The organism is Filimonas effusa (genome assembly GCF_004118675.1).
GTDB classification, from domain to species: domain Bacteria; phylum Bacteroidota; class Bacteroidia; order Chitinophagales; family Chitinophagaceae; genus Filimonas; species Filimonas effusa.
On sequence record NZ_SDHZ01000002.1, the window covers coordinates 1127773 to 1153233 of the forward strand.

Sequence of the window (25461 nt, forward strand, 5' to 3'; positions counted from 1 at the left end):
CCTGCTGCCAGCGGGATCAACAACACAGCGGCGCCAATCTTTAACTGCTGTGATCGGCGACAATACACCATTGCCCCTTTATTTTACGCCAGAGAAGCGTAAAATGACCTTCCAGGTTGCCAATCGTTCTTTCAAGATGCCATTTGCCAACGACAAAAAAGTTTTTATCGGAAAGACGGCGCACCTCCAGTATATCGAATTGCAGCTTCCCCATAGCAGTAGTATCCGGGTACCCCTTTTTATAGCTGGCGAGCGTTTTATCCCATCCCCGGTTCACTCCCGATTTACCAATGAAAAGCAGGCTGTCGCTATGCCAGTAAGGAATCATAAATGCTTCCAGGTCGCCACGATTCCAGGCGCCGGTCTGCCCGGTAAGCAAAGCGCGTATCTTCAGCTCATCCTTTTCCTGTGCTTTGCCGGCAACAACCACCAGCATAAATGCAAATGCAAGTAATGTTCTCATATATCAGTCGTATAAAATTATCTTACCCTTCGCCGGCAATCACAAAGCCCAATCTCCACACCGCTGTACCGTCACTCACAAACACAAATCTCCTGCACCTCTGTACCGGTAACCGCAACACCGCTACCCCATCGTGAGCTTTACAAGATATTGCCCGTATTCATCTTCCTGTAACAGTTCCATACGCCAGCCCTCCGCAGCAGCAATGGCTTCCAGCCGGTTTTTATCGATATAAAGCCAGGAGAACCAATCAGTTTTCTGGCCCTTGTATTCATAACGATACGCGATCTCACCATAGTACGGACTTTCCGGCAATGCACGCCCTTCGTAGAGATAAGCAATATCGGAAGAATCGAACAGCAATTGACCACCAGGCTGTAACAAAGTCCTGGCATGTTGCAGGAAACGATGCAGACCTTCTATAGTACCTGCAATACCAATTCCATTCATCAGCAACAGCAGGGTATCATAACCACCTGATGTTACAGTAAAAAAATCCTGGGCTACTACCTGCTGTACACCACGTGCTTCCATCACAGCCGCTGCCGCAGGCGAAATATCGAGCGCCGTAACAGTAATACCTTGCTGTTGCAACCACAACGCATGACTGCCCGCACCGGCACCTACATCCAGCACCTTACCAGTACATTGCTTTAAAGCCAGCAACTCCATCTCAGGCATATCTTCTTCCCGCCTGAAATACACATCCACCGGCATCTCCTCCTTTGGACCATACTTATTATGGATCCAGAGTTTACCCATCTTCAGCATCTGATAGTAATCGTGTATAGCCTTGCCCAGTACATCTTTCATTGGGCCAAAGATAAAGTGTAGAAAACAGATCGCAGATAGTTGGTTTTTAGAGGACTTATTTTTATTGGCGCTACAGCCAGCGCAGTGGTGTAGCATAGGTAATTAATAAAGCAGCTATTGCCGTTGCAGCCAATCGAGAATATAATCGGCATCTTCACGCCAGGTCGGTTGCCCCAGAACAAAGTGGTTACGGCCGGGAAACTCTTTATAATCGGTAACGGAGCCATTATCCTTCGCGTATCTTTTATAGTTGCGGATGTTCAGGTGCGGGGGAAGAATATTATCTTCTGAACCGGAAGTAATCAGCAAAGGTGCATGGGGCTTTTTGAAATCAACCTTCGCAGCGCTGCTTAAACCGCCCCTGGCAACAGTCTTCGATTCGGGAATGGTATTTTCGTCATAAGCCTTTTGTTGCTCCTCCAGCGGCATTCCGTTTACAAAGGCGTACTGCCAGTCTTTGAACGACATCAGGTAAGTCTTTTTGATAGAAGTAAACAACCCCAATGATTTCCAGCCCGCCTTCAAAAATGAAAATTCATAAGGAATGACACCCAACGGAGGTACCGGGTGAATGGCAACCCCTGCCGCAGCTAATCCCCTGTTAACCAGTATCTGGGTGATCAATCCGCCTAATGAATGCCCTATGATAATAGGTTTTTCGGGAAAACTCTTTACAATATCCGCATAGTGATTCACCAACTGATCGAGGGTTAAAGCGGCAAGATCGGTGTCGTTAGGCTGCCGGTTACGCAGCTCAGCTGCAGTGCCGTTTTTGTAAGGCCAGGCGGGAGCCACGGTTTGGTATCCTTTACTTTGGAAGTAAGCTTCCCATTCGCTCCAGCCGCTGTTAACAACAAAAGCACCTGTGATAAATACTACATTTTTGGTGGTGACGCTTTTCATAATACTATTGTTTTATTGGTAATTGAATAACACAAAGCTCAACAGTATTCCACACAAGAATTTTAACCAGGGTTAAGATTTACCACGCACTTGCATCCTTTTGCGGATGCGACTCAAAGAAGGCCCCTGGATACCCAGATAAGAAGAAATATGATATAAAGGCACCACATTAAACAAGTCCGGATGCTGCTCCATCAGTTGAACATAACGCTGCTCTGGCGTCCGGAATAAAAAGTCTTCGGTGTGATTCATGACCAGGTTGAATGCCGTTTCTGCTACCAGCCTGCCAAAACGTTCCCATTCATGCGATTGCTCATAAAGTTGTTTCAGATGATTGATATGTATGTACAATATCGTCGACTGGGTCATGGATTCGGTATGATAGTTACAGGGCCGTTGTTCCAGGAAACTCTTATACGAAACGACAATCTGGTTGCTGGTATAAAAAAGCAGGTTCTTTTCTTCGCCGGTTTCCTCATGAACATGATAGGTTCTGAATACACCGTCGATCACAAAACCCAGGTGTTTACATACATTTTTATAGGCGTTGTAGAACTCCCCTTTTTTATATTCTTTCCGTTCCCAAAAGGGTAAGGAACGCTCGAATTCTTCAGGGCTGATACCTGCAAAACTGCTTAGGGCCTGCTCCAGCAAAGTGATCTCGGACATATCTTAAAATTAAGATTTTGTAAGGAATGCCACCAGTAAAATAAGTTATCTTTATTTCCGTTCTAAACTATTAAAACTCAATCTTATGATACGCTTCTCCCTGCTCGCGGCCGCTTGTCTGGCTATTTCTCCCTTCTTCTCAAAGGCCCAGGACCCCGACATGCCCGACTTCCGCAGCAAAAGAGAGAGTGTATTGAAAATGACTGAAAAGGATATTCAAAGCGACCTATCCACTTTTACCATGGCCGGCATCGACCTGTTTGCCGGGCAACCCAAACTAAAATCGATACCGGTAGCTTCACATGACAACAGCCAGATAACGCTGGAAGAAGAAGACCTGAAAGTACAGGTAACGGCAGCAAGATTCGACCCATCGAAACACAAGCTGAACTATGTAGAAAAATACCTGATCAAAATTGATGGCAGGGGTTATTATGGCGGTTATGGCACCGTACCGAAAACCAGTGTTTCCGGCGTTACACTCATCACCGGCAACGACACAATCGTATTACCTCCCGCAGCTTATGCCGATCTGCACAATCCCGAATTCACTTATACCGACAACAAAGGGCAACTCAGCTCCTATGTAAGTGTGTACAGGTCGGGCGACAAACGTAAGCTCTATATCTATCTGCTGAAACGAGAGCCCTCCGGCAGCTACGAAGTAACCTGGGTAATACAAGATAAAAAATACCTCCGCCGCGTAGTCGACTTCGGCTTCCTGAAACAATAATCAGCTCTTTATACAAAAAAATTGTAGCTTTCTGTAGCCGCAATAATCTTACGACCCCGGTAAAGTGGCTTTACGGCAGTAAAATTTCTATCCACGCTAAACTGGCACAACAACAGCCTAAAATGAACAATAATTTTCCTTTAGCAAAAAAGTGTTTTTTGGAAAAATCATTGATTCATGAAGCAAGAGCGAATAAAGCGTCTATTAAAGCAAAAAGAAAACATTAGTCTTGAATTCAAGAAAGATAGGAATGCCCTGCCAGCCAATCTTTTTGAAACCATCTGTGCAATGCTTAACAGAGAAGGTGGCGACATTTTTTTAGGCATTGATGACAAAGGCAATGTTAAAGGAGTTGAAGAGAATGTAGTGATGAAGCTGGTAACAGATTTGGTAAACCTTTCCAATAACCCGCAAAAGCTCGATCCTCCTTTTATATTGTTTCCACAAGTGCATGAAATAGATGAAAGAAAGGTTATTCATATACAGGTACCGGCAAGCTCCCAGATTCATAAAACTGCAAAGATCATTTACGACCGCAGTAACGACGGCGATTTTAAAGTAGAGCAGCCACACCGGATCGCGGAAATAGCAAACCGCAAGCGCAATCATTACACAGAAGGCATTATATACCCGGGACTACGGATGGAGGATTTTAAACAGGAATTATTTATTAAAATCAGAAATCTTATCCGCAGCAATAACCCGGCTCATCCCTGGTTGGCGTTAGATGATAAGCAAATAATGGAGATTTCCGGCCTATGGAAAAAGGACTACCTGAATGGTCAGGAAGGATTTACGCTCGCTTCCGCTTTACTACTGGGCAAGGATGATGTCATTCAACAAATTATACCGCATTTTAAGATAGATGCACTGGTAAGAATAAACAATACCGGACGTTATGACGACCGGTTGTACATTCAAACCAACCTGATTGAGGCCTATGAGCAATTAATGGATTTCGTAACCCGCCATTTACCCGATAAATTCTACCTGGAAGGAGATCAGAGAATAAGCCTTCGCACGACCATATTCCGGGAAATAACAGCCAATCTTATCATTCACCGGGAATATACCAATGCTGCACCGGCAACTTTTGTTATTTATGAAGATAGAGCAGAAACCGAAAATCCTAATAATCCGCATGGCGAGGGTCCTATTGACCCCACTAATTTTGCACCTTTTCCTAAAAATCCATTGATTGCCAAGTTCTTTATTCAATTGGGACGGGTAGAAGAACTAGGTTCCGGGGTATTAACCACCAGTCGTTTAACTAAAGAATATGCCGGAAAAGGCAATGCAGAATTCCTGGAAGGAAGCACCTTTAAAACAATTATCCCTCTCAATTTCAGAAATACTGTATCATCCGTTGATACAGTAACTGATACAGTAAATGATACAGTAAGTGATACTGTAAATGATACAGTAAAACAGCGGCTGACAAAGATTATAAAGGAATTAAACAGGCAACCCGGCCTCAAATCCAAAGACCTAGCAAAAATTACCGGCGTATCGGAGGTATCTATACGGAGAGACATGCAGCGACTTACCCTATTGGTAGAATTCAGGGGTGCACCCAAAACAGGAGGGTACTTTCTAACCAGCTATATGCTATCAAAACTGGATAATAGGTAGCAACAGCATGATACCTGAAATAACTAAAAATAAAAACAGCGCATCTGGTCTACTTTTTTACCCGTACGCTGGCGGTTCATATAATAGCCGATCGATATTTCATGCGTAGCATTGTTGTACGACTGAAAGCGGTTTAAGGTATAATCGTAGGAATATCCTATTCTCAACTGCGGCGTCGCATACACTTCCACCATGCCTACTACGGCGCTTCTGCGGGTAAGCCCCTCCTGCAAATTGGGTTTATCATACAACCGCACGGCTGTCCGGTAGCTGGCGCCCACCCATACCGTTTCCTGGAACAATAAAAAACTGTTCAGATCAAGACTTGTTGGGCCACCTTTATCATCTTTGATCAAAAAAGTAGGCTTCCATACGATCGATTCCGATAGCGGCACCAACCCACCGGCTGTGAGATAAAAATGCGGCCTGGGAACGATAGCTGCCAGTGAAGGCGATTGCTTTTTACTCATAAACTGCGCAGCAAGATGATCCACAGAAAAACCCGCAAAGAAATTCTCCGTCGTATAATAGGCGCCCGCACGCGCATCGAACAGCAGCGACTGCTGCCTGTTGCCGGTTAAATACGGATCATTGATATTACCCGGATCCAGCTTACTGGCATCGAGTCCCAACTGTACCAATCCCGCACCAATACCCAGGGCCAGGTACTCTTCACGCTCTTCGGACAATTTGATACGGTAGGCATAATTACCATAAGCGGAAAGATTACTCTGCGCGCCTATTTTATCGTGAACTACCTGTAAGGCCAGCCCCATTCTGTTATCATGTACACTGCCATCTATCGCCAATGACATGGTCTGTGGCGCGCCGGGTATACCAACCCATTGCGAACGATAGAACGCATGTGCATTCAACTCTTCCCGGTAACCGGCATAGGCGGGATTTATATAAATGCCGTTAAAGATATATTGACTGAACTGCGCATCCTGCTGAGCATCTGCCTTAAACGACAGAACCAGCAATAAACACAACAATCCTTTTGTTACATTCTGTGCCATTGTACAACGCTTTAATCATTAACACGAATAGGATATTGGACATCAGAATCAACAAGTCATGGTTTTCATTTAGGTCGCACCAGGGTAACATACCCTTTCAGTTCCTGCCATTGTCCGCTGCGGTCTTTTATGCGCAGCAGGTAGAAATAAGTGCCTTCACTCAAGCCGTTTCCGTCCCAGTTATGCATATAACGCTTTTGCTCAAACACATGGTTTCCCCACCGGTTAAGAATGATCAGTTCGTTTTCAGCATATTGTTCCAGCCCTTTGATGATAAGCTGATCATTTACGCCATCGCCATTAGGCGTAATAACATTGGGGATATGCACTGCCAGCACCTCCTTCTGATGTACCGCTTTATTGTTAGCCGTCATCGTATCAGCCTGCGTGGCAGATACCGTTGCCGTATTTACAACAGTACCGGCACTAAGTGCTTTAGCTACCAGCGTAAGATCTGCACTGGTATTCACAGATAGTACCGGTATACGCCAGCTCACTTTATGTGTAGCAACATCATAACTTACTTCGCCGGTAGAGGGCGGCATAATAGACTCAAGTTTCAACGAGCGGGGCAGGCTATCGACAACAACAACCCCTGTCGCATCGGAAGGCCCCCTGTTCAATACATTGAGATAATAATTGAAAGCCGCGTCTGCCACTACCGGCCTGGTATCAGCACGTTTGGTAACCGCCAGGTCGGCATAAGGACCATTCACCGTAGGATCGTCGACCAGTGCTATTTCTACCGGATCGGAACGCTCCGAGCCACAGTTGCCGGCACTAAAAGCATCCACGGTATAAGATCCGGGCTGATTGGTCACATACTGCGCATACACCGCACCTGGAATGGGCCGGCCATCGACATACCATTGGAAAGCAACACCGTTACCGGCACTGGCTGTCAGCGTAGCCCATTCCCCTCGTTTTAAGTAATGCGTAAAGGGGCGTGGCGAGCCTTGGGCGAAGGCCGCCAACGCACACCATACAAGGGCTATGCTTAGTATAAATGCTCTGATCAGCATGAATGAAACAAGTACAACCTACTGGATAGTAATGGTAGGTTTGTTCGGTTTCGGAACAACCACAACAACAGCAGTCGTCGTATTGCCGCTCTGTGTAGCCGTAGTGCCATACGTTGCGCAGGTTTTGACATTATAAGCCACCTCTACCTCGAACGTGTATTCTTTCCTGGTCGTAGCACTCGCATCAGCAGGATCCACCAGGGTATAAGAGCTTCCGGAAGCGCCAGAGATTAAAGTACGGGTAGTACCTTCCACCTTATACCACTTGTACGTTAATGCAAAGTCGGTAACAGCAGGGGCAGGTAAAGTAGGGAATGCATTAGGCGTACCATCGTAGGAAGGAGTGGCACTAAATACAATTTCATTGGAAGAACCCGTAGGAGCGCCATTCTGCGCACAATAAGTAAGAGAATTTGCATCGGACTTGTTGGCACTTGAAGTCAGCTTCAGTTTAGGCAACACGAATACAGTAAAGATCACCGGATCGGCAGGACAGGCAGCCGCACTAACAGCCGCAGTTACCTGGTAGGTATGCCATCCCGGCGTAGCCGCAGATATGATCAGCTTTTCAGGCTGACTTGCATCAGGCGTTCGATTGGCCACTGCACCAAAACTACCATCAGCCTGCTTCTCTTCCCAGCTATAGCCGGTGTAAGCAGTTGTTCCGTCTGTAGTACTGGACACCAGTGTAAAACCAGTATTCTCAGCACAGAATAATGTAGAACCGTTACTGGTAGAAGTACCCTGGGTAGGGTCATTACTGTTCTTGGACAAATCGGCCGGTGTGCTGATCGTTTGCGCCTGCGACTGTAAAGCAAAGATTACGGCGAATACTGCAATACCCTTTTTCATCAATTTCACGAGGAGTGGTTTCATTTGCTGAATTTTTATTTGTTTTTAGTTAGGCTGAATACTTAGTGAAGGCGGGCCGGGATGCGGGACTATCGTAATAGTACCTTGTCCCCTGCTGTCGCTGGTACATTGTGTCGAGGCATCATGTGCATCAACATAGTACGTGGTGAAAGCAGGCGGCGTGCCTGTGGTGAAACTGGTTCCTGAGGATATTGAATTGGATAAAGGAGTGCCTCCCGATGCAGTACTATACCAGCGATAGGTCATACTTGTGACGGGATTCGAAAGCGTGAGTGTAGCAGACTGGCCTGTACACACCGTAACAGGTGGTACTACAGGCGTAGCCGGTGTAGGATAAATCGTGTAGGATATTGGAGAGGAAGCCGCAGTGTTATTGCAACCGCTGCGCGAAGCTTTTATGGTATAGTTGTAATCTCCCGCCGTAGTAATCACAGGCGTGAAAGTTTGCCCGTTAGCGGAAACGCCCGTACTAACAGGATTATTGGCAGCATCGTACCAGGTGTAAACGGTACAGTTCTGCGGACCGGTAACATTCACAGCAAAACCTGAAGACTGATTCAAACAAAACGCAGACGGCGTAGGCGTTGTGTTGATCGTTAAACTGGATTGCGGACGCTGTTGAATGCGGCTAACATCATAGATACGCAATGCCCCACCCAATGCCACATTCAACAAACCGGCAATTCTTATCTGAACCCTATCGAAAGAAGCGCCCACCTTCATGGTAAGGATGTATTTGTCCGTGCTGCCGTTCAACAAACGTAATGATAACAAACCGCCGCCGGCAGTAAGTTCTGAGCCTGCTGCCGCACTACCAAGGTAAGGTTGAATAGATAAGCCATTCAACAAACTCAACGTCAAAAGACTTCCCGGGTACTGCAGCACAATCTGTACGCTATCGCCCGCATCGGAAGCCGTTGGAAATACCGGGGTAAGATATACATACCCCAATGCCTGAACAGCAGCATTCAACTCTGCATAAGTAGTGTAATTAGCGTCGGCATCGATGCTATTATAAGGATTATTAACAGCTCCTAACACGGTAGCCGCATTCAGTCCTATAAGACCATCCGAGCCGTATAGAACATCCATTCTTTGATCGCAGTTGATATTTCCCGGCGCATCTTCCAGTATATATGCACCGAAAAGATTCAGCGAAAGCCCGGCCCCCAACACACCACCAAGCAACTTTACATATACGCCATTATAGATCTGCGCCGGCGTAACTGTCAGTTCCACATTGCCGGTACCGCTTAATACATTGGCAAGATCAACACTGGTATAGATCGCTGTAGGAGCAGTAGCATAAGCCCCGCTACTGTATAAAATATTGTTGTTGTCTGCAAGCCCGGTAAAAGACCCTATCTCTATACCATTGACAAGTCCCAGCAAACCTGCGGGCATACTGAACTTAATGGTCACCGGGGTATTCGCTGGAATATCCCGTGGGGTAGTTCCATTCGTAGTAAACTGTAAGAACTGGGTGGTGTTGATAAGCCCTAACGCCGAGAGCGTTACAGATAAGGTGGAATAGGTTGCAGGATCATTATCGGCAGCCGCAGCAGCCGAAGTAAGCGTACCACGCAATCCCAGCAGCGCTCTTCCTTCTTTTTGCATATCAGCATAACGCCTCACCTTCCGGGTACATTGAGCCGATACAGTATTAACAATAAAAGACAGGAGAAAAACCAACAGTAAGTTTAAAACGACGAATCCGCCACTGATTACAGGGGAGCCATGTTTTCGATTTGTATTAATATGTGCACACGCCGGTACTGGAGACGGTGTCTGCATAGATTAATTGGATTTAGGGTGACAGATTAAAACTTACAAGGATAATGAACTGTAAAACACGATAAAAAAAATCATAATAACTCTTGCCTGCACAAAAGGAACGAAAATGACAAAAGAGGCTCATTCGTGAACAGAATGAACAAAATGCACAGCGATATTATAAATTATTTCAAACCAACGAGATAGGCTTATGAGCCCTTAACATCTCTCTTTTGTGAGGAGGACCCTGGATTTTTTCTACTGTAAAACCGGCAGCCTGCATTGCCTTGCGCACAATACTTTTACTACAGTAGGTAAGCAGGATACCACTAGGTTCAAGATAACCGATCAGCTGCGAAAAGATCTCTTCTGTCCACAGTTCGGGCTGGGCCCTGGGGGCAAAGGCATCGTAATAAATGATGTGAAACCGGTGGTCTGTTTGCAGGTCCTGCAAAGCAGCGTGCGACTTATGCAAGGTAAAATAAGGTGTCAGCGACAGGTCTTCGTTCCAGGCGCTACTATGAAGCTGTTCCAGGTAAGGAGCCAGACTGGCATCATTCAACTGATCGGCGTAGTTCAGTCCGTCAGCTTCTTCAGCAGTGAGGGGATATTGCTCTACCGACTGGTAAAATACCGGCTGTTCAGTGAGGCGGGCTTGCTGCAGTGTAAGCAAGGCATTTAAACCGGTGCCGAATCCCATTTCCAGGATACGGACAGCTTGTTCAGGCGCTTCGGCTACCTGGGGTTGCTGTAACCAGTATTTCCAGCCGGAAATAATGAATACCCACATACTTTCCTGTATGGCACCATAAACACTGTGAAAAGTAACGTCCAATGAGGGAATGGAAATCGTATGCGATCCGTCGCGTGTTATCTGCTTGCTCCTTTTCATCGGAGCAAAGATCGGAAATAGAACTATCTTAGAATATATGGACTACATCACCCACCTTCAAAAAGATAAAAAGCTGGCCCGCATACTTATAGCGCCCATTGAAGCGCCTGTTGTCCGCAGGAATATACCACTGCGACTGATGGCCAGCATCATGAGCCAGCAGTTAAGCACCAAAGTCGCGAAAGTCATCTACCACAGGTTCCTGTTGTTATACAAGGGTAAAGAACCCAGCTGCAAACAAGTGCTGGCTACCGATCCGGGTGTATTACGCAGCATAGGTCTCAGCAACGCCAAAGTTCAGTATGTATTGAACGTGGCCACGTTCTTTATCACCGAAAAGCTGACCGATAAAAAGCTGGCTTCCCTCAACAATGACGAACTCATTACCTTACTTACGCAGATAAAAGGAGTAGGCAGATGGACAGTAGAAATGCTCCTGATGTTCTCACTGGGCCGCGAAGATGTATTTGCCGTTGACGACCTGGGCATCCAGCAGGCTATGATTCATCTCTATAAACTGGATAATACTGATAAGAAAGCCCTGCGCCTGAAGATGCTCAGGATCTCAGATAAATGGCAGCCTTACCGCTCGTACGCCTGCCGCCATCTCTGGCAATGGAAAGATACGCCGGCCCCTACAGCTTAGTAACTACCACATGCTCCACTAAACGGGTGTCGGAATTTACCTGGAACGTTTGTGCAAATTCGCGTGAAGCAGTTCTGATCACGAACGTTGGCAGGGCATCCTGCTCATCAAGCAACAGTTTTACCTTTTTGGAGAACTGGGTTTCGTTGAATACGCCTTCGTAAAGGACCTCATCCGAATCGTTCTTCACTACCAGGGTGAACTTCTCACCAGTAGGATTGGCGTAATTAACAGAAAACCAAACATTGCCATCTTCTGTTCCAAGATACTTCACGTACGATTTCTTTTCTTTCGCCTGTACGGAATCAATACCGGAATCAGCGGCTTTGGTTACAAGAGGAGTCACTACTAAAGCACCGAAAACCAGACCGGATGCTACTAAAGCTTTTCTAAAAGTCCCACGCATAATTTGTTTCATAAAATGAAATTTAATAGTCAACTAACAATCGGCTACAATCATTTGATTTTAAAAAGACAAGCGGGACAAACAAAGCGTTAGGTTAGCTGCCAACAAGCATCGCAGGAGATTGGACCCTGTTATTTCCCCGGAGCAGTAGATTTCATATACCGGGTTATTTACAGGCACAAAACTACGCAAAGCCATCAATAATAGCAAGCAATGAAACAATTAATTAACAAACGAACAAACATTCATGTCGTTTGTACCCTTAATTAACAGCAATTAAATATATAGTTATTTATTCAATATCTTCCACAGGTGATCTTTCAGCGGCATAAGCCCCTGTTGTGTTACAGATGAAATAAAGAGGTGTGGAATATTCTGGGGAAGCTCTGCCGCAATGGCTTCTTTCAATTCATCATCAAGCATATCGGATTTACTGATAGCGATAACAAATTCCTTCTGCAGCAATTCAGGATTATATTGTTCCAGCTCACTTACAAGTATTTCAAATTCTTTGCGGTGATCGGCACTATCTGCAGGGATCAGGAAAAGCAGCGCAGCATTCCTTTCTATATGCCTGAGGAAACGATGTCCTAAACCACGGCCTTCTGCCGCCCCTTCAATAATACCGGGTAAGTCGGCAATACAGAATGATCTGCCATCGCGATAGGCTACCATGCCCAGCTGGGGAGTAAGCGTAGTAAACGCGTAGTCCGCGATCTTGGGTTTAGCGGCTGTGATAACAGAAAGCAGTGTAGATTTACCCGCATTGGGGAAACCAACCAGCCCTACATCGGCAAGCACCTTCAGTTCCAGCGTTTTCCAGCCTTCTATGCCCGGTTCGCCGGGTTGTGCATGTTCGGGCGCCTGGTTGGTAGGTGTTGCAAAATTGGAGTTACCCAAGCCGCCACGGCCACCTGGCATCCATATCTCTACCTGGCCATCTTCCAGGATCTCAAGTTCCTGTTCACCGGTTTCTTCATCACGGGCTATGGTTCCCAATGGAACTTCGATGATGATATCTTCTCCGTCGCGGCCGGTTGAATTGTTTTTACTGCCGCTTTCACCGTTTTCGGCCAATACATTCTTGAAATAACGCAAATGCAGTAAGGTCCAGAGCTGTGCATTTCCTCTCAGGATAATATGTCCGCCCCTGCCGCCATCACCACCATCAGGGCCGCCCATTGCTGTAAGTTTATTACGCATAAAGTGCCGGCTACCTGCTCCACCGTGCCCGCTGCGGGCAAAAATCCTGATATAATCAATAAAGTTAGACCGTTCCATCGCGCAAATATCGGTTAGAACTTTGCAAATGCCTAGTGCTTATTATGATTCCAGCTTTTATAATCTGCCTCCTGCACAGTTCCGCCAGCCGCAGGCTCCCTTAAAGGTTCACAGGGCTGCCAGTGTTCCGCCATTTCCGCGGGAAGCGCCTGGTACAGCCGGGTGCCTTCCGTTTTCCACGTGATCATCTCATCACTCACCGCTTTAATGCGTTTTGCAGGGTTACCTGCCACCAGGCTGCGGCGGGCATAATGTTCCCCCGCTTTTACAAAACTCAGCGCTCCAACAATACACTCCTCTTCCAATACAACATTATCCATGATCACGGCATTCATTCCTATAAGACAGTTCCTGCCAATACGCGCACCATGGATCACCGCACCATGGCCAATATGTGCAGCCGCCTCCAACACCACCGTTATCCCCGGGAACATATGAATAGTGCAATTTTCCTGCACATTACATCCATCTTCAATAATAATAGCCCCCCAATCGCCACGGATAGCAGCGCCAGGCCCGATATAAACATTCTTCCCAATGGTCACATTACCCGTAACAGCGGCCTGCGGATGTACAAATGAAGATTCATGTACAACCGGCGTCCACCCTTTAAATGCATAGATCATATCAGCTCTGTTGAAATATCAATTCAAATTGTTCATGAAGCACCTCCCGGAGCAGTAATACTAATCCTCTATGGTGCATCGTATCCTAAACAAGCAGGGTTACTCCCCTTTGAATACCGGCGCCCTTTTGTCGATAAACGCCTGCACACCTTCTTTGAAATCATGGGTATGCGCAGCCTTCTGCTGCAGGGTATCTTCCAATTGCAGCTGTAATTCCAGCGTATTGGCAGCCGCAGCGTTCAACGCCATTTTAGTATAGGCTAAACCGGCAGTAGGCATTTGTGCTAATGTTTGCGCTATCTGAACAGAATGGCTTTGAAATGCCTCTTCCGGTATCACCTGGTAGATCATGCCCATACGCTCTGCTTCCGCGGCACTTATTTTATCACCCAGCATCATCAGCGCACTTGCTTTCTGAAAACCAATAAGACGGGGAAGAAAATAGGTCCCGCCGCTATCGGGAATAAGCCCTATTTTCGAAAAAGCCTGCACAAAAGAAGCCTTTTCCGAAGCTACTACTATATCGCAGGCAAGCGCAATATTGGCGCCCGCACCAGCCGCCACACCATTTACCGCAGCAATAACCGGCTTGGGCAGATTACGGATCCGCGTTATCAACGGGTTATAATGTTCCGATAAGATCCTTTCCATCCCGGGGCCCTGCGGATCAACCACCTCTGCCAGATCCTGCCCGGCACAGAATCCCTTGCCGGCACCGGTTATATAAACTGCACGAACGGCCTTATCGGCACAATCGTCCAGCGCCGCCTGTAAGGCCAGCGCCATTTCACGGTTAAAGGAATTGAGTTTATCAGGACGATTTAATGTTATCATCGCCACGCCGTTTTCTACGGCAAAGAGTATGGAAGAAGATGCTGGCATAATGCAATGGTTATGTATTCATATACAACCTGCACGAATGATGCCGGTTGTGTATTAAAGATACGTTTTAAATAAATGGTGGATAGTAGCAGGCGAACAACTGAAGGCCCTGGCTTTTTAGTGGCATTTAAAGTAATCGAAAGGCTCAAGACAATCGTCGCATTGATAAAGGGATTTGCAGGACGTAGCGCCGAAACGGCTGACAAGGTGCGTATTATGGGAATTACACCTGGGACAGGGTACTCCCGCCTCAGAGAAAAGCCCGGTGCTTAATTCATGATGGGCTGCATATTGCGGAGGAGCAATACCATAGGCTTTCAGTTTATTACGGCCCGCCTCCGTCATCCAGTCGGTTGTCCATGCAGGAGAGAGTACCGTATTTACCTGAATATCATTGTAACCGTGTTCCAGTAAAACCATTCTTATCTGCATTTTAATGGTATCCATGGCAGGACAGCCGCTATAAGTAGGAGTAATGGTCACAACCACTTCGCCCTCTCCCGTCACTTCTACCTGGCGCACAACACCAAGATCCAGGATGGTGAGCACAGGAACCTCCGGATCGCAAACTTCCTGTAATAAGGCCCAAACCTGTTCCTCCTGGTTATCGCGCACCGGCATCATAGACTTCTTCATTGGTTGGGTTTATTATTATAATGGTTTTGTACTTTACCATGATGACCGGCATTCATAGCCTGGATAGTAACAATTCATTATCTGACCATCTACCATTCGCTGCCCGGATAAGCTCTTTGCAGGAATTGCATTTCAGCAAGAATGTATCCCAGGTATTCTGTATGCCTGCCCTCTTTCCCACCTGACTGATGCCAGGAGGCAAAAGCCGGCATATCCAATGTAGCCTCTTCAAAAACAACTGCAACCCTTGTCATCCAGTCTTCTTTCAACGAAGCATAATCAACAGCATAGCCCGCCACGGAACTGGCTTCCATGCCGCAAGCACCTGCTGCAACGTCCTCCATCACGCCTGTTTCCCTTTCCCAGGAAGCAGACTGGAACAACTCGCCGGTAAAAGGCCAGAGTTCCGAAATCGCTTTTAGAATGCGGCGGCGGCTTTCTTCCGTTCCATCACCAAGACGTATCACCCACTCACTGCTCCATTTTACATGGTATGCCACTTCTTTTAAACTCTTCGCTGCAATAGCAGCCAATTCACTGTCGCGGCTATATTGCAGCTTTTCATATAGCAACAGCTGGAACACACTCATAAAAAACTGGCGCGTAATGGTCACAGCCCAATCACCATTCGGTTGCTCCACCAGCAAACAGTTGCTGAAGTCTGTAACATCGCGCAAATATGCCAGGCTATCTTCAGTGACAGGTTCGCCGGGAGCAAGCGTCCCTCTTACCTGTAAAAGCCATTCAGCCCCGGCATCTTCGTAAGTATTGATAAGTGTTGCCGCATGCTGGTATAACATACGGGCCTGCCCAATAAGGTCCAGGGCTATATTAGACATGGCAATATCCTGCTCCAGTACAGGACCATGCCCGCACCATTCGCTGTTGCGATGGCCCAGTATCAGTGCATTATCTGCCAGGTGAATTAAATATGAGATCCTTTGCTGCATCGTTAGCCTTATTTATCGTTACCGTTTTTAATATCCTGTACAAACACAATCAAAACCTACATGTGTTTCAACTCATCGGGGAGATCGTAAAAAGTAGGATGACGATATGCTTTGTCATTGGCAGGATCAAAGAAAGCACCCGATTCATCGGGATTGGATGCATGTATGTATTTGCTTTCCACCACCCATATACTTACGCCCTCCATACGGCGGGTGTACACGTCCCTGGCATTTTCAAGCGCCATCTGCGCATCGGCAGCGTGTAAACTTCCTGCATGTTTATGGTCAAGCCCCTGCCTGCTCCTGATAAAGACCTCCCATAACGGCCATTGACTTTCATTTTCTTTTTCCGGCATATCGCAATACGTATAGTAGTTAAGAATATTAAGCAGCACTGGTAGCCATGCGTTGCTTTCGTTTGGCCGCATGCGCCGAAGCTGCGTCCCTTACCCATTGCCCTTCGTCCCAGGCATTGCGGCGCGCATCGAGCCGCTGCTTGTTACAGGGACCGTTACCGCTGACAACCTCCCAGAATTCCTTCCAGTTGATCTCACCAAAATCGTAGTGGCCTGTTGCTTCATTCCATTTAAGATCAGGATCAGGCAGCGTACAGCCCAGTATCTTCACCTGCTCTGCACAGATGTCAACAAACTTCTGCCTCAATTCATCATTGGAAAAACGTTTGATCTTCCACTTCATGCTTTGGGCAGAATGAGGAGACGCATCGTCGCTGGGTCCAAACATCATTACACTCGGCCACCACCAGCGGTTAATTGCCTCCTGGAGCATACGTTTCTGGGCAGGACTTCCTTTCGACAATACCAGCAGGCTTTCAAAACCCTGGCGCTGGTGAAAACTTTCTTCCTTGCAAACCCTTACCATAGCCCGGGCATAAGGTCCATAGCTGTTGCGGCAAAGCGGCACCTGGTTCATAATGGCTGCGCCGTCTACCAGCCAACCAACAGCGCCAATATCGGCCCATGTTAACGTGGGATAATTAAAAATGGAAGAGTATTTGGCTTTACCGCTATGCAGCTGATCATACATTTCATCGCGGCTGATGCCCAGCGTTTCTGCCGCAGCATACAGGTATAAGCCATGCCCCGCCTCATCCTGCACCTTAGCCAGCAGAATAGCCTTACGCTTCAGCGAGGGCGCCCGGGTGATCCAGTTGCCTTCCGGCAGCATACCTATTATTTCGCTATGGGCATGCTGGCTTATCTGCCTGATAAGCGTTTGCCGGTAAGCCTCGGGCATCCAGTCCTTAGGCTCTATCCTTATCTCATTATCGATCTTATCCTGGAATACCTCTTCCAAAGTAAGCGTTGCAGCCATAGCCATATCTACCTGTTTGCTGTAAATATACAGCTTTTCGCCCACCCGCTAACTATCGTTAGTTTAAGTACCTCGCAGGTTAACACAAAAAAGGGCTGCCCTTTCTTTTGGAGCAGCCCCGGAGAACAAAACCTTATGGCAATCTATTTCCAATTGAACAACGAAAGCGCCGCTCCCAGTTGTAATTGCCTTGATTTCCAGTCATGCCGCCCATCAATCCCGTTCACATCAGAAAAGCCCTGGGTATAACGTCCGTAGATCCTGAATTTTTCAAGTGTGAGGGTAACACCCGCAGCCACTCCAAGATCTGTTTTCGTAAATGCGTCGCGGCCGTTTTTCAGCAGGTTATCATCTTCAAAAACCAGCCAGTTAAACTGCGGGCCAGCCTGAAAAGATATTACGCTGCTGAGTTTATAACTCAATAACACTGGTACGCTTATATAACTCAGCTTAATATCCTTGTCCGAAGAAGCCACCCCTTCATTTACATAATAGGTCATGAAGTTGTCGGCACGCTCTGTACTGCGATGAGAAAAATAAAGCTCGGGATTTACACTCCATTTCTTTCCCAATGCTATTTCTGAGAAAGCACCCACATCAATTCCCTGCTGCAAAGAGCTGTTCATCCCATTACCGGAATTTGCCGACATGTTAATTCCGGCTTTGATCCCAAGATTAATTTTCTGTGCACCTGCAGCCGTTGTTACCATAATAGCAGCCATCAATAAGATCCATTTGCAGTTCATCTCTTACAAATTTTAAGGGTGATAAAATCAGGAAGCAATAATAATGGCAACAACCGTTATGATTTAGTTATTATAGATCAGAAGGGTAAATATATCTGCCAACCGCAAAACTGTTGCAGTAAAAGGGGGGTTAAAGCCAGCCAAACAGGCCTGAACTTTCTATGCCTACGTAAATTCCGTCTTCACGCTGTTCTACCGCATATACTTTCAGGTAATAACCTTCTCCGCTGGTATTTCTGCCGTTTTTTAGGCTGAACTTATAGCGATGCAAGGGACAAACGATATTGCCGGCGGCATCAACAAAGCCGTCGGCCATTACGCCACTGGCATGCGGGCATTTAAAAGCGGTTGCAAAAATGGCGTCCTGGAACAATACCAGGGTAAGCTTTTTACCCGCCACCTCTGCAACGCACATATTATTCGATTGCCAGCTAAAGTCGGCCACAGCATCGGCCAGTTTATGCCAGTTGATCTTTTTGCTCATTTAGGAAACTAAAAGTATACGGTTTTATAGGGATACCGCTGTTTATACATATCCCGCACCTTCGTAAGAATGAATGTACGCAAAGCGTCTATATTCAAACGTTCGGTAGCCGATATAAATATGCAGTTACCTTCGGTGATATTGTCCCATTTTTCCCTCAGATCACGCAGGATCTCTTCTTTCACATCATCTTCAAGCCAGCTATCGAAATACTTCTCTTCATACAGGTCCATTTTATTGAACACGGTAAGAACAGGTTTGTCGAAAGCCTTCAGTTCCTGCAGCGTTTTATTTACCACACCAATATGCTCCTCATGCTGGGGGTGTGCAATATCAACCACATGGATCAGGATATCGGCCTCCCGTACCTCATCGAGAGTGCTCTTAAAACTTTCCACCAGGTGATGCGGCAGCTTACGGATAAAACCAACCGTATCGCTCAACAAGAACGGCGTGTTTTCAAACACTACTTTACGGGTGGTGGTATCGAGGGTAGCAAATAATTTATTCTCCGCAAATACTTCGCTTTTACTGATCAGGTTCATGATGGTGCTTTTACCTACGTTGGTGTATCCCACCAGCGACACCCTGATGAGTTCGCCACGTTCTTTACGCTGTGTAAAAGCCTGTTTATCTATTTCTGCCAGGCGTTTGCGCAACAATGAGATCTTGTCTTTTACGATCCTGCGGTCGGTTTCTATCTCCGTTTCCCCCGGTCCCCTGGTACCAATACCACCACCCTGGCGTTCCAGGTGTTTCCACATACCTTTCAGGCGGGGTAACAGGTATTGATACTGCGCCAGCTCTACCTGAACCTTGGCCTGTGCCGTCCTTGCCCTGCGGGCAAAAATGTCGAGGATAAGGTCGCTTCTGTCAATGGTTTTTACACCCAGTTCTTTTTCTATATTAATGATCTGAGATCCTGTAAGCTCATCATCGAAAATGACCAGGTCTATATCTTTACCCTGTACAAATAACTTGATCTGTTCCAGTTTACCCTTCCCTACAAAAGTGCGGCTATCGGGATGTGGCAGCCGCTGGGTAAACGTTTTTACCGAATTAGCTCCGGCAGTTTCCGCCAGAAATGCCAGCTCATCGAGGTATTCCTGAACCTGCTCCTCCGTTTGGTCCTTTTGTATAAGACCTACGAGAACAGCCTTTTCTTCACTTTTTATTTTCTGTTGCTTCTCTATCAAATGACTCTGTTTTTATCAAACCTACATGAAATTTTTCGATCCTCACTCCTACGCAAAGAATGAACGAAAAATTGCATGGGTACTCCTCCTGACCATAAAAAACATTATTTACAAGAGAAAAAAATGGCTGGCAAGGAAATCCTTACCAGCCACGACCTATATTATCAAAATATCTTATAACCCGGTTAAAGTAAGACCTATGTTAAAAGGATTGATCGCTGGCCCTGCCCCGCTCTTCAGCAGGGAAGTGAACTGGTAAGAGCCTGAAAGAGCGATATGCCCCAGCCCTATACGCCCGATCGCAGCTAAACGGGTGCTGTTAAAGAACCTTTTGTCGTATTCTTTCCTGATATAACCGCTGCCGTAAAGCGACTGCCCTGAACTGTTCTGGTAGTTTTTACCCTTGGTATAGGCTTTCAGCAGGAAACCCGCTTTAACACCAAAAGAAGCTTTAAACCCTTTGTCGGGATTCTCGGGATGCTGAGCATACCTGATTTCAAGCGGTACGTCAACATAGATCGTCGTCAGCTTAAACTTATTGAACCTGTCGCCACCGGAAGACCTGTCCGAGAAAGAAAGGGTAGAGCCGGTTCCGCTGATATTTACTATTTTATCTTTGAAAAAGATATTATCAGCACCTATACCCGCACCTATGCCAAGACTGAAATGCGGATCGCTTTTAAAGGGCTTATCCAGCATGAAATAGAAGTTGAAAAACCTGGAAAAACCTCCTGGTTTAGCACTATCCGGAACGTTACCAGCCCATCCGGCAACACCATACTGAAGCACGAGGTGATCATTGGGCCTGTTGCTGAGATCCAGTTTCTTAGGCTTTCCAATCGTATTCGTTAGCGAATCCTGTGCTTTTGCAGAACCTATAGTAGCTAATACCAAGATCGCTGCAATTACTTTATTCATCATGCAGTTTTTGTTATATCGGGCAAAAATAAAAGAATTGATGCCACGCAAGTGGTTAAAAATAAGCCAAAACAGCCTATCGCGGCAAAAATACAGCGCCAGCTTATTCGAAATTTCAAGTTTCAGAAAAAGTGTATTAACTTACTCTCACTCTGAGGAAAAAGCGGACAAGTTAACCTACGTATATCAGCTCTTAACATAAGCTATGAAGATATTAATCGCAGAAGACGAACAAGTTACTCTATTAACCCTGGAACAATGTCTAAAAACGGAGGGCTACGATGTTATAACCGCTCAGGACGGCAGGGAAGCCTTAAATAAGCTGGAAAATGAACTCCCCGACCTTATTCTTACCGACATTATGATGCCGTTTACCTCCGGGCTGGAACTGATAGGTATCCTTAAATCATCTGCCAAAAGCGGTATCCCCATCATCGTTCTATCGGCAATCGACGAAGAATCAACCGTTATGCAGGCATTTCGTCTTGGAGCAGACGATTTTGTGACCAAACCTTTTCATCCCAGAGAGCTGTTGTTAAGGGTAAAGCGTTTTCTACAGCTGCACAGCCCTGTAAACAGTTAAACTGTAACCAGGCTGTTACGGATGGCATAAAGCACCAACCCTACACGAGAAGCAATTTCAAGCTTCTCGAACATATTACTGCGTAATCCCTCAACCGCCCTCGGTGTAATGCCCATTTCGTCTGCAATCTCCTTGTAGGATTTTTCCGTGCAACATAGCCTGAGAAAAGCAACTTCCTTGTCAGACAATTTCATTTCCCCTTCATCTTCATCCGATTTTATAGCCAGGTGCACCAGCTTGCCGGTGATCAGTTCGTTCATATAAAACCCGCGATTGGCTACCTCATGCAAGGCGGCGCTTAACACCCCCGGTTTGCTGTCTTTCAGGATATATCCCTGCGCACCATTGCGTAACATCCTGATGATGGCCGCATCATTATCCATCATAGACAAGACCAGTACTTTGACCTGCGGATGGTGGCGGCGGATCCATTTGGCGGTTTCAAAACCATCCATTTCAGGCATTGTGATATCAAGCAGCACTACGTCGGGAAGACCATGGATCTCAACCTGTTGAATAAAGTGTTTTCCGTTATCTGCTTCAAAGATGACCTCAAAATCGCCAAAGCCTGCAATAACTGCCGCCAGCCCATTCCTTAGCAATACATGATCGTCAACGAGTGCAACTTTTGTCATACAGTAAATGTATTTAATAGCGGTTGTATGGCAATGACAATCTTAGTTCCCTGTTGCGGAGCGGTACAGATAGTAACACTCCCATTAATATCACGGGCGCGCTGCTGCATATTTTTGAGTCCAATGCCCGTTTTCCCCTCTTCCAGTTTATCGAGTTCAAAACCAATTCCATTGTCTTTAACTGTAATAAGGGCAGCATTTTCGGTGTTTTCAAGACTGACGCTGATAAGACTCGCTTTGGCATGTTTCAGGATATTATTCAATACTTCCTGGATCATACGGAAAACAACGATCACCTGCCTGTCGTCAAGCGCCAGCTCCAGGTCGTCGCCAATAAGCTCAGTTTTAACGGTAACAGCTTTTTCAATGAGGGTAAGCTCATGGGCTATAGCAGCCTGAAGCCCGAGATCGGTGATTTTTTCACCATTGAGACTTTTGCTCAGGTCTCTCAGGTCGGTAATGGCTTTACTGAGCAGGTTTTCGGTGATGGCAAGTTTGTCTTCGAAATTTTGAACGTTAATCGTATTCAGGTTTAGTTTGGCAAGGCTTAGCGCCTGCCCAATGTTATCGTGAATTTCCTGGCTGATGTTACGGAAGGTTTGTTCCTGTATTTCGAGCTGGGATTTTAAAAGAGTGCTTTCAAATTTAGAATGCAGGTTATCAATGTCTTTCATGTGCACGATTCTACGACGATAGGACTGAATCATGAATAAATAGAAGAAGATTACAAAAAACAGCAGTAGCGCTGAGGCTACGATAATGATGGGTGCTGCGACGAAGAACGGCGGGGAGGTCGATTGTAACATGATAAACCTACTATAAAAAAGGCAAATTTAAGAATATATGTAACATTCATCAGCCTCCATACAAAGCGTGCCTGGTCGGGGATACCGAGCAGCATATACACTTTATATGAGATTAACGCCAACGTACTTAATGCGCAGCTCACCAGGAAAGCGCTTACAAACCAGAAAACAGGAAGCCGTTGAAAGTGGAGGATATCATCACTTTTAGAAAGCTGGAGCATATAATACATCGACAGCAACAGAATGGTAAGGTTGCCAACGGTAACGCCATTACCATTGAAAGCTGTAAAAAAAGGCTCCCAAAGTGCTATATTGATCAATTCAAAGATGGTGTATCCCCCTGCTACGAAGTAAAAAACCGATTGTTTTTTACGCAATATCAGAATAAGCAGGTAGTAGGTAACCGATACCAGTTCTGCCCAATGAATAATATGATATAAATATAGGTTACTTATGTAGTGGTATCCCATATAACCACAGATGCCATATATAACTGTGTTGAACAGCAGGTAAAAAAACAGGAACCATTTATGGTAGTCTCCTATTTTTTTACGCTGGAACAGGTAAATAATCAAGGTGAGCAACGGCATATAGGTGTCGCTAAATCTTAGCAGGTGTTTTAACATAAATTAGTCTCCGCTATTTAAGGCATTATCAGGCCCGCACATAGCGGGACAGGGTTCAGGATCACCGATCCCCGGATCATCCGGAAATTCATCTTCTCCACCACCATTTTTTGCTGCAATTGAAACACTGCCGGAGCGTGCTGCAGAAAGATCAGATGGGTCGCCGATGAAAGGAGGAATACCGAAGTCGCAATGCATGCCGTTGATAAGCTGTGTGCCTACGATCGTGATGGTAGGAACCATAATGTCTTCAACTGTTTTGCAGCCGATGTAAATGCGGAGGCCGTCGAGACCGCCATTTTGCGCCATCAGTGCATCTAAAGATGCTTTGCTGAGCGTGTAAGCCCTTGGCGTGGTAGGAGGCAGGTTCTTGATATGTGCCCTGAAGGCAGCAATCTCCTGCTTTGCCGTCCACCATTTGTTTTTACGCATAGTAGTCGTTTTTTGGGGTTGTACATTGTTTACTACGCTGGCAAAATAAAAGCAGAAATCCCGAACATCAGCAGTGATTTTTCACGGGTTTGAAGTGTGATTTTCCACACCTGCCATTGTGGTTTTCACCGTGATAACCACAATATTGTACCTTTGGCCCCATTATGAGTACCAAGCTTAGCCAATTGGCAGAAACATTGATCGGTTCTGAAATAGTAAGACTCGGCAATGAAATAAACGAACGTATCCGCCAGGGTGAGAAGATCTACAACTATACCATCGGCGATTTTGACCCCTCTATTTTTCCTATTCCGGCCGAACTGGAACAGCTTATTACAAGCGGTTACCAGCAGCGCCATACGAATTACCCGCCGGCCGACGGCGTACCTGAACTGAGGGCTGCCGTATCAAAATTTCTGAAAGAATGGGAAGGACTGGATTACAATACCAATGAAATTTTGATCGCAGCAGGCGGCCGTCCTTTAATTTACACCATCTTCAGAACACTGGTAAACGCCGGCGATAAAGTGATTTACGCTGTTCCTTCCTGGAACAACAATCACTATACGCATCTTACCAATGCCGAACATTGTGTCATTGAAACCACCCCGGAACATAATTTCATGCCTACGGCGGCAGCTATCGCCCCTCATATTAAAGGAGCGGCCTTATTATGCCTGTGTACGCCGCAGAATCCAACAGGAACAACCCTGCCGGAAGAAGAGCTGCGTAAGATCTGTGAACTCGTGATCGCCGAAAACAACAGCCGTGCAGCGGATGAGAAGAAATTATATGTTTTATACGACCAGATGTACTGGACGCTCACTTATGGCAGCATCAAACACTGCGATCCCATTACGGTAAATCCTGCGATGAAAGAATATACCGTTTTTGTAGATGGTATTTCCAAAGCTTTCGCAGCAACAGGTGTACGTGTAGGCTGGTCTATGGGACCCGCACCGGTTATAGCGCGAATGAAAGCCCTGCTGAGCCATCTTGGCGCCTGGAGCCCTACTGCTGAACAAAAAGCCACTGCCGCCTATCTTTTGCAGAAAACGGCTATCGAACAATACCTGCAACATTATAAGGCAGAACTGGAAGAACGGTTAACCGCCATTTACAAAGGATTTGCTGCACTTAAGGCAAAAGGTTATGCTGTAGACGCCATCGCACCGCAGGCAGCTATTTATCTCACCATCCAGCTTAATCTTGCCGGAAGATCGAATAATGGCCGGTTATTGGAAGATCAGGCGGCCGTTACAAGCTATATCCTGGATAAAGCAAAGCTGGCTGTAGTTCCCTTTTATGCATTCGGCGCCAGCAAACAGTCGCCATGGTATCGTTTAAGCGTAGGAACCTGTAAGAAAGAAGATATCCCGGCTATGTTAGCGGGGCTGGAAGCAGCGCTGGAAGAATTGAAATAATACAGCAATACTGCCCGGCAGGAGAGCACATTATAATAGCCATAAAGCGGGTGACCG

General features: G+C 46.2%; 30 protein-coding genes. 5 read left to right on the forward strand and 25 right to left on the reverse strand.

All coding sequences use genetic code 11. The features are described from left to right. Positions 1-40: 40 nt before the first annotated feature. The 4 genes from ESB13_RS15800 to ESB13_RS15815 all read right to left on the reverse strand — a co-directional run bounded on the left by ESB13_RS15800 (position 41) and on the right by ESB13_RS15815 (position 2848). Positions 41-463 carry a YybH family protein gene (locus ESB13_RS15800; protein ID WP_129004602.1) on the reverse strand — a complete coding sequence of 141 codons (423 nt, stop codon included), beginning with the start codon at positions 461-463 and terminating at the stop codon, positions 41-43. 123 nt (positions 464-586) lie between these two features. After that, complete coding sequence (locus ESB13_RS15805; RefSeq protein ID WP_129004603.1) at positions 587-1276, reverse strand: class I SAM-dependent methyltransferase; 690 nt, start codon at positions 1274-1276, stop codon at positions 587-589. 114 nt (positions 1277-1390) lie between these two features. Beyond that, a complete protein-coding gene (locus ESB13_RS15810) occupies positions 1391-2179 on the reverse strand; it encodes an alpha/beta hydrolase (RefSeq protein WP_129004604.1) in 789 nt (262 codons plus the stop codon). 72 nt (positions 2180-2251) lie between these two features. Next, positions 2252-2848: a Crp/Fnr family transcriptional regulator gene (locus ESB13_RS15815; protein ID WP_129004605.1), complete on the reverse strand. Its 597-nt coding sequence runs from the start codon at positions 2846-2848 to the stop codon at positions 2252-2254. An 85-nt stretch (positions 2849-2933) separates the two neighbouring features. Here ESB13_RS15815 and ESB13_RS15820 point away from each other — a divergent pair, with 85 nt between their 5' ends. Together ESB13_RS15820 and ESB13_RS15825 are read left to right on the forward strand one after the other, a co-directional pair. Then, positions 2934-3581, forward strand: a complete 648-nt coding sequence (locus tag ESB13_RS15820) for a hypothetical protein (protein WP_129004606.1) — start codon at positions 2934-2936, stop codon at positions 3579-3581. Positions 3582-3758: 177 nt separating this feature from the next. Beyond that, on the forward strand, positions 3759-5213 hold the full coding sequence (locus ESB13_RS15825; protein ID WP_164974231.1) for an RNA-binding domain-containing protein: 1455 nt from the start codon (positions 3759-3761) through the stop codon (positions 5211-5213). Between the two features lie 23 nt (positions 5214-5236). Here the strand turns inward: ESB13_RS15825 and ESB13_RS15830 are convergent, their stop codons facing one another. The 5 genes from ESB13_RS15830 to mnmD all read right to left on the reverse strand — a co-directional run bounded on the left by ESB13_RS15830 (position 5237) and on the right by mnmD (position 10792). Then, positions 5237-6232: a PorP/SprF family type IX secretion system membrane protein gene (locus ESB13_RS15830; RefSeq protein WP_129004607.1), complete on the reverse strand. Its 996-nt coding sequence runs from the start codon at positions 6230-6232 to the stop codon at positions 5237-5239. 65 nt (positions 6233-6297) lie between these two features. Continuing rightward, positions 6298-7254, reverse strand: coding sequence for a T9SS type B sorting domain-containing protein (locus ESB13_RS15835; RefSeq protein WP_129004608.1), 957 nt, complete (start codon positions 7252-7254; stop codon positions 6298-6300). A gap of 18 nt (positions 7255-7272) precedes the next feature. Then, positions 7273-8130 (reverse strand): hypothetical protein, encoded by an 858-nt coding sequence (locus tag ESB13_RS15840; RefSeq protein ID WP_129004609.1) that lies wholly within the window; start codon positions 8128-8130, stop codon positions 7273-7275. Between the two features lie 21 nt (positions 8131-8151). Continuing rightward, positions 8152-9762 carry an immunoglobulin domain-containing protein gene (locus ESB13_RS15845; RefSeq protein WP_129004610.1) on the reverse strand — a complete coding sequence of 537 codons (1611 nt, stop codon included), beginning with the start codon at positions 9760-9762 and terminating at the stop codon, positions 8152-8154. A gap of 328 nt (positions 9763-10090) precedes the next feature. After that, positions 10091-10792 carry a tRNA (5-methylaminomethyl-2-thiouridine)(34)-methyltransferase MnmD gene (gene mnmD, locus ESB13_RS15850; protein WP_129004611.1) on the reverse strand — a complete coding sequence of 234 codons (702 nt, stop codon included), beginning with the start codon at positions 10790-10792 and terminating at the stop codon, positions 10091-10093. Between the two features lie 37 nt (positions 10793-10829). Between mnmD and ESB13_RS15855 the strand changes: the two genes are divergently transcribed. After that, positions 10830-11438 carry a DNA-3-methyladenine glycosylase family protein gene (locus ESB13_RS15855; RefSeq protein ID WP_129004612.1) on the forward strand — a complete coding sequence of 203 codons (609 nt, stop codon included), beginning with the start codon at positions 10830-10832 and terminating at the stop codon, positions 11436-11438. Here the strand turns inward: ESB13_RS15855 and ESB13_RS15860 are convergent. The 12 genes from ESB13_RS15860 to ESB13_RS15915 form a co-directional block, all read right to left on the reverse strand. Next, positions 11428-11856, reverse strand: coding sequence for a hypothetical protein (locus ESB13_RS15860; protein WP_129004613.1), 429 nt, complete (start codon positions 11854-11856; stop codon positions 11428-11430). The genes ESB13_RS15855 and ESB13_RS15860 overlap by 11 nt on opposite strands. 276 nt (positions 11857-12132) lie before the next feature. Beyond that, positions 12133-13125 carry a GTPase ObgE gene (obgE, locus tag ESB13_RS15865; protein WP_129004614.1) on the reverse strand — a complete coding sequence of 331 codons (993 nt, stop codon included), beginning with the start codon at positions 13123-13125 and terminating at the stop codon, positions 12133-12135. A gap of 32 nt (positions 13126-13157) precedes the next feature. After that, on the reverse strand, positions 13158-13751 hold the full coding sequence (locus ESB13_RS15870; protein WP_129004615.1) for an acyltransferase: 594 nt from the start codon (positions 13749-13751) through the stop codon (positions 13158-13160). 99 nt (positions 13752-13850) lie between these two features. Beyond that, positions 13851-14633 (reverse strand): enoyl-CoA hydratase-related protein, encoded by a 783-nt coding sequence (locus ESB13_RS15875; protein ID WP_129004616.1) that lies wholly within the window; start codon positions 14631-14633, stop codon positions 13851-13853. Positions 14634-14750: 117 nt separating this feature from the next. Then, positions 14751-15269, reverse strand: coding sequence for a 1,2-phenylacetyl-CoA epoxidase subunit PaaD (gene paaD / locus ESB13_RS15880; protein WP_129004617.1), 519 nt, complete (start codon positions 15267-15269; stop codon positions 14751-14753). Positions 15270-15358: 89 nt separating this feature from the next. After that, entirely contained in the window at positions 15359-16219 is an 861-nt protein-coding gene (gene paaC, locus ESB13_RS15885; protein ID WP_129004618.1) for a 1,2-phenylacetyl-CoA epoxidase subunit PaaC, read from the reverse strand. A 56-nt stretch (positions 16220-16275) separates the two neighbouring features. Next, positions 16276-16575, reverse strand: coding sequence for a 1,2-phenylacetyl-CoA epoxidase subunit PaaB (gene paaB, locus ESB13_RS15890; protein WP_129004619.1), 300 nt, complete (start codon positions 16573-16575; stop codon positions 16276-16278). A gap of 28 nt (positions 16576-16603) precedes the next feature. Continuing rightward, the gene (gene paaA / locus ESB13_RS15895) at positions 16604-17560 is read right to left on the reverse strand and encodes a 1,2-phenylacetyl-CoA epoxidase subunit PaaA (protein WP_246022577.1); all 957 of its coding nucleotides are present in this window, start codon (positions 17558-17560) and stop codon (positions 16604-16606) included. Positions 17561-17697: 137 nt separating this feature from the next. Further along, the gene (locus tag ESB13_RS15900) at positions 17698-18300 is read right to left on the reverse strand and encodes a porin family protein (protein WP_129004620.1); all 603 of its coding nucleotides are present in this window, start codon (positions 18298-18300) and stop codon (positions 17698-17700) included. Between the two features lie 130 nt (positions 18301-18430). Continuing rightward, on the reverse strand, positions 18431-18784 hold the full coding sequence (locus tag ESB13_RS15905; RefSeq protein ID WP_129004621.1) for a Rieske (2Fe-2S) protein: 354 nt from the start codon (positions 18782-18784) through the stop codon (positions 18431-18433). Between the two features lie 8 nt (positions 18785-18792). Beyond that, positions 18793-19980, reverse strand: a complete 1188-nt coding sequence (gene hflX, locus ESB13_RS15910; protein ID WP_129004622.1) for a GTPase HflX — start codon at positions 19978-19980, stop codon at positions 18793-18795. A 174-nt stretch (positions 19981-20154) separates the two neighbouring features. Further along, positions 20155-20901, reverse strand: coding sequence for an outer membrane beta-barrel protein (locus tag ESB13_RS15915; RefSeq protein ID WP_129004623.1), 747 nt, complete (start codon positions 20899-20901; stop codon positions 20155-20157). 202 nt (positions 20902-21103) lie between these two features. Here ESB13_RS15915 and ESB13_RS15920 point away from each other — a divergent pair, with 202 nt between their 5' ends. Further along, positions 21104-21481, forward strand: coding sequence for a response regulator (locus tag ESB13_RS15920; RefSeq protein WP_129004624.1), 378 nt, complete (start codon positions 21104-21106; stop codon positions 21479-21481). On the opposite strand, the gene ESB13_RS15925 is transcribed toward ESB13_RS15920, so the two are convergent. From ESB13_RS15925 to ESB13_RS15940, 4 genes are all read right to left on the reverse strand, one after another. Continuing rightward, on the reverse strand, positions 21478-22116 hold the full coding sequence (locus tag ESB13_RS15925) for a response regulator transcription factor (protein WP_129004625.1): 639 nt from the start codon (positions 22114-22116) through the stop codon (positions 21478-21480). The two genes, ESB13_RS15920 and ESB13_RS15925, sit on opposite strands and share 4 nt — an antisense overlap. Continuing rightward, entirely contained in the window at positions 22113-22790 is a 678-nt protein-coding gene (locus ESB13_RS15930; protein ID WP_164974232.1) for a sensor histidine kinase, read from the reverse strand. The genes ESB13_RS15925 and ESB13_RS15930 overlap by 4 nt, the downstream gene beginning before the upstream one ends. 77 nt (positions 22791-22867) lie before the next feature. After that, a complete protein-coding gene (locus tag ESB13_RS15935; RefSeq protein ID WP_129004627.1) occupies positions 22868-23548 on the reverse strand; it encodes a hypothetical protein in 681 nt (226 codons plus the stop codon). Between the two features lie 3 nt (positions 23549-23551). Then, positions 23552-23980, reverse strand: a complete 429-nt coding sequence (locus tag ESB13_RS15940; protein WP_129004628.1) for a hypothetical protein — start codon at positions 23978-23980, stop codon at positions 23552-23554. A 164-nt stretch (positions 23981-24144) separates the two neighbouring features. Here ESB13_RS15940 and ESB13_RS15945 point away from each other — a divergent pair, with 164 nt between their 5' ends. Further along, positions 24145-25404, forward strand: a complete 1260-nt coding sequence (locus ESB13_RS15945; protein WP_129004629.1) for a pyridoxal phosphate-dependent aminotransferase — start codon at positions 24145-24147, stop codon at positions 25402-25404. The last annotated feature ends 57 nt before the right edge of the window (positions 25405-25461 follow it).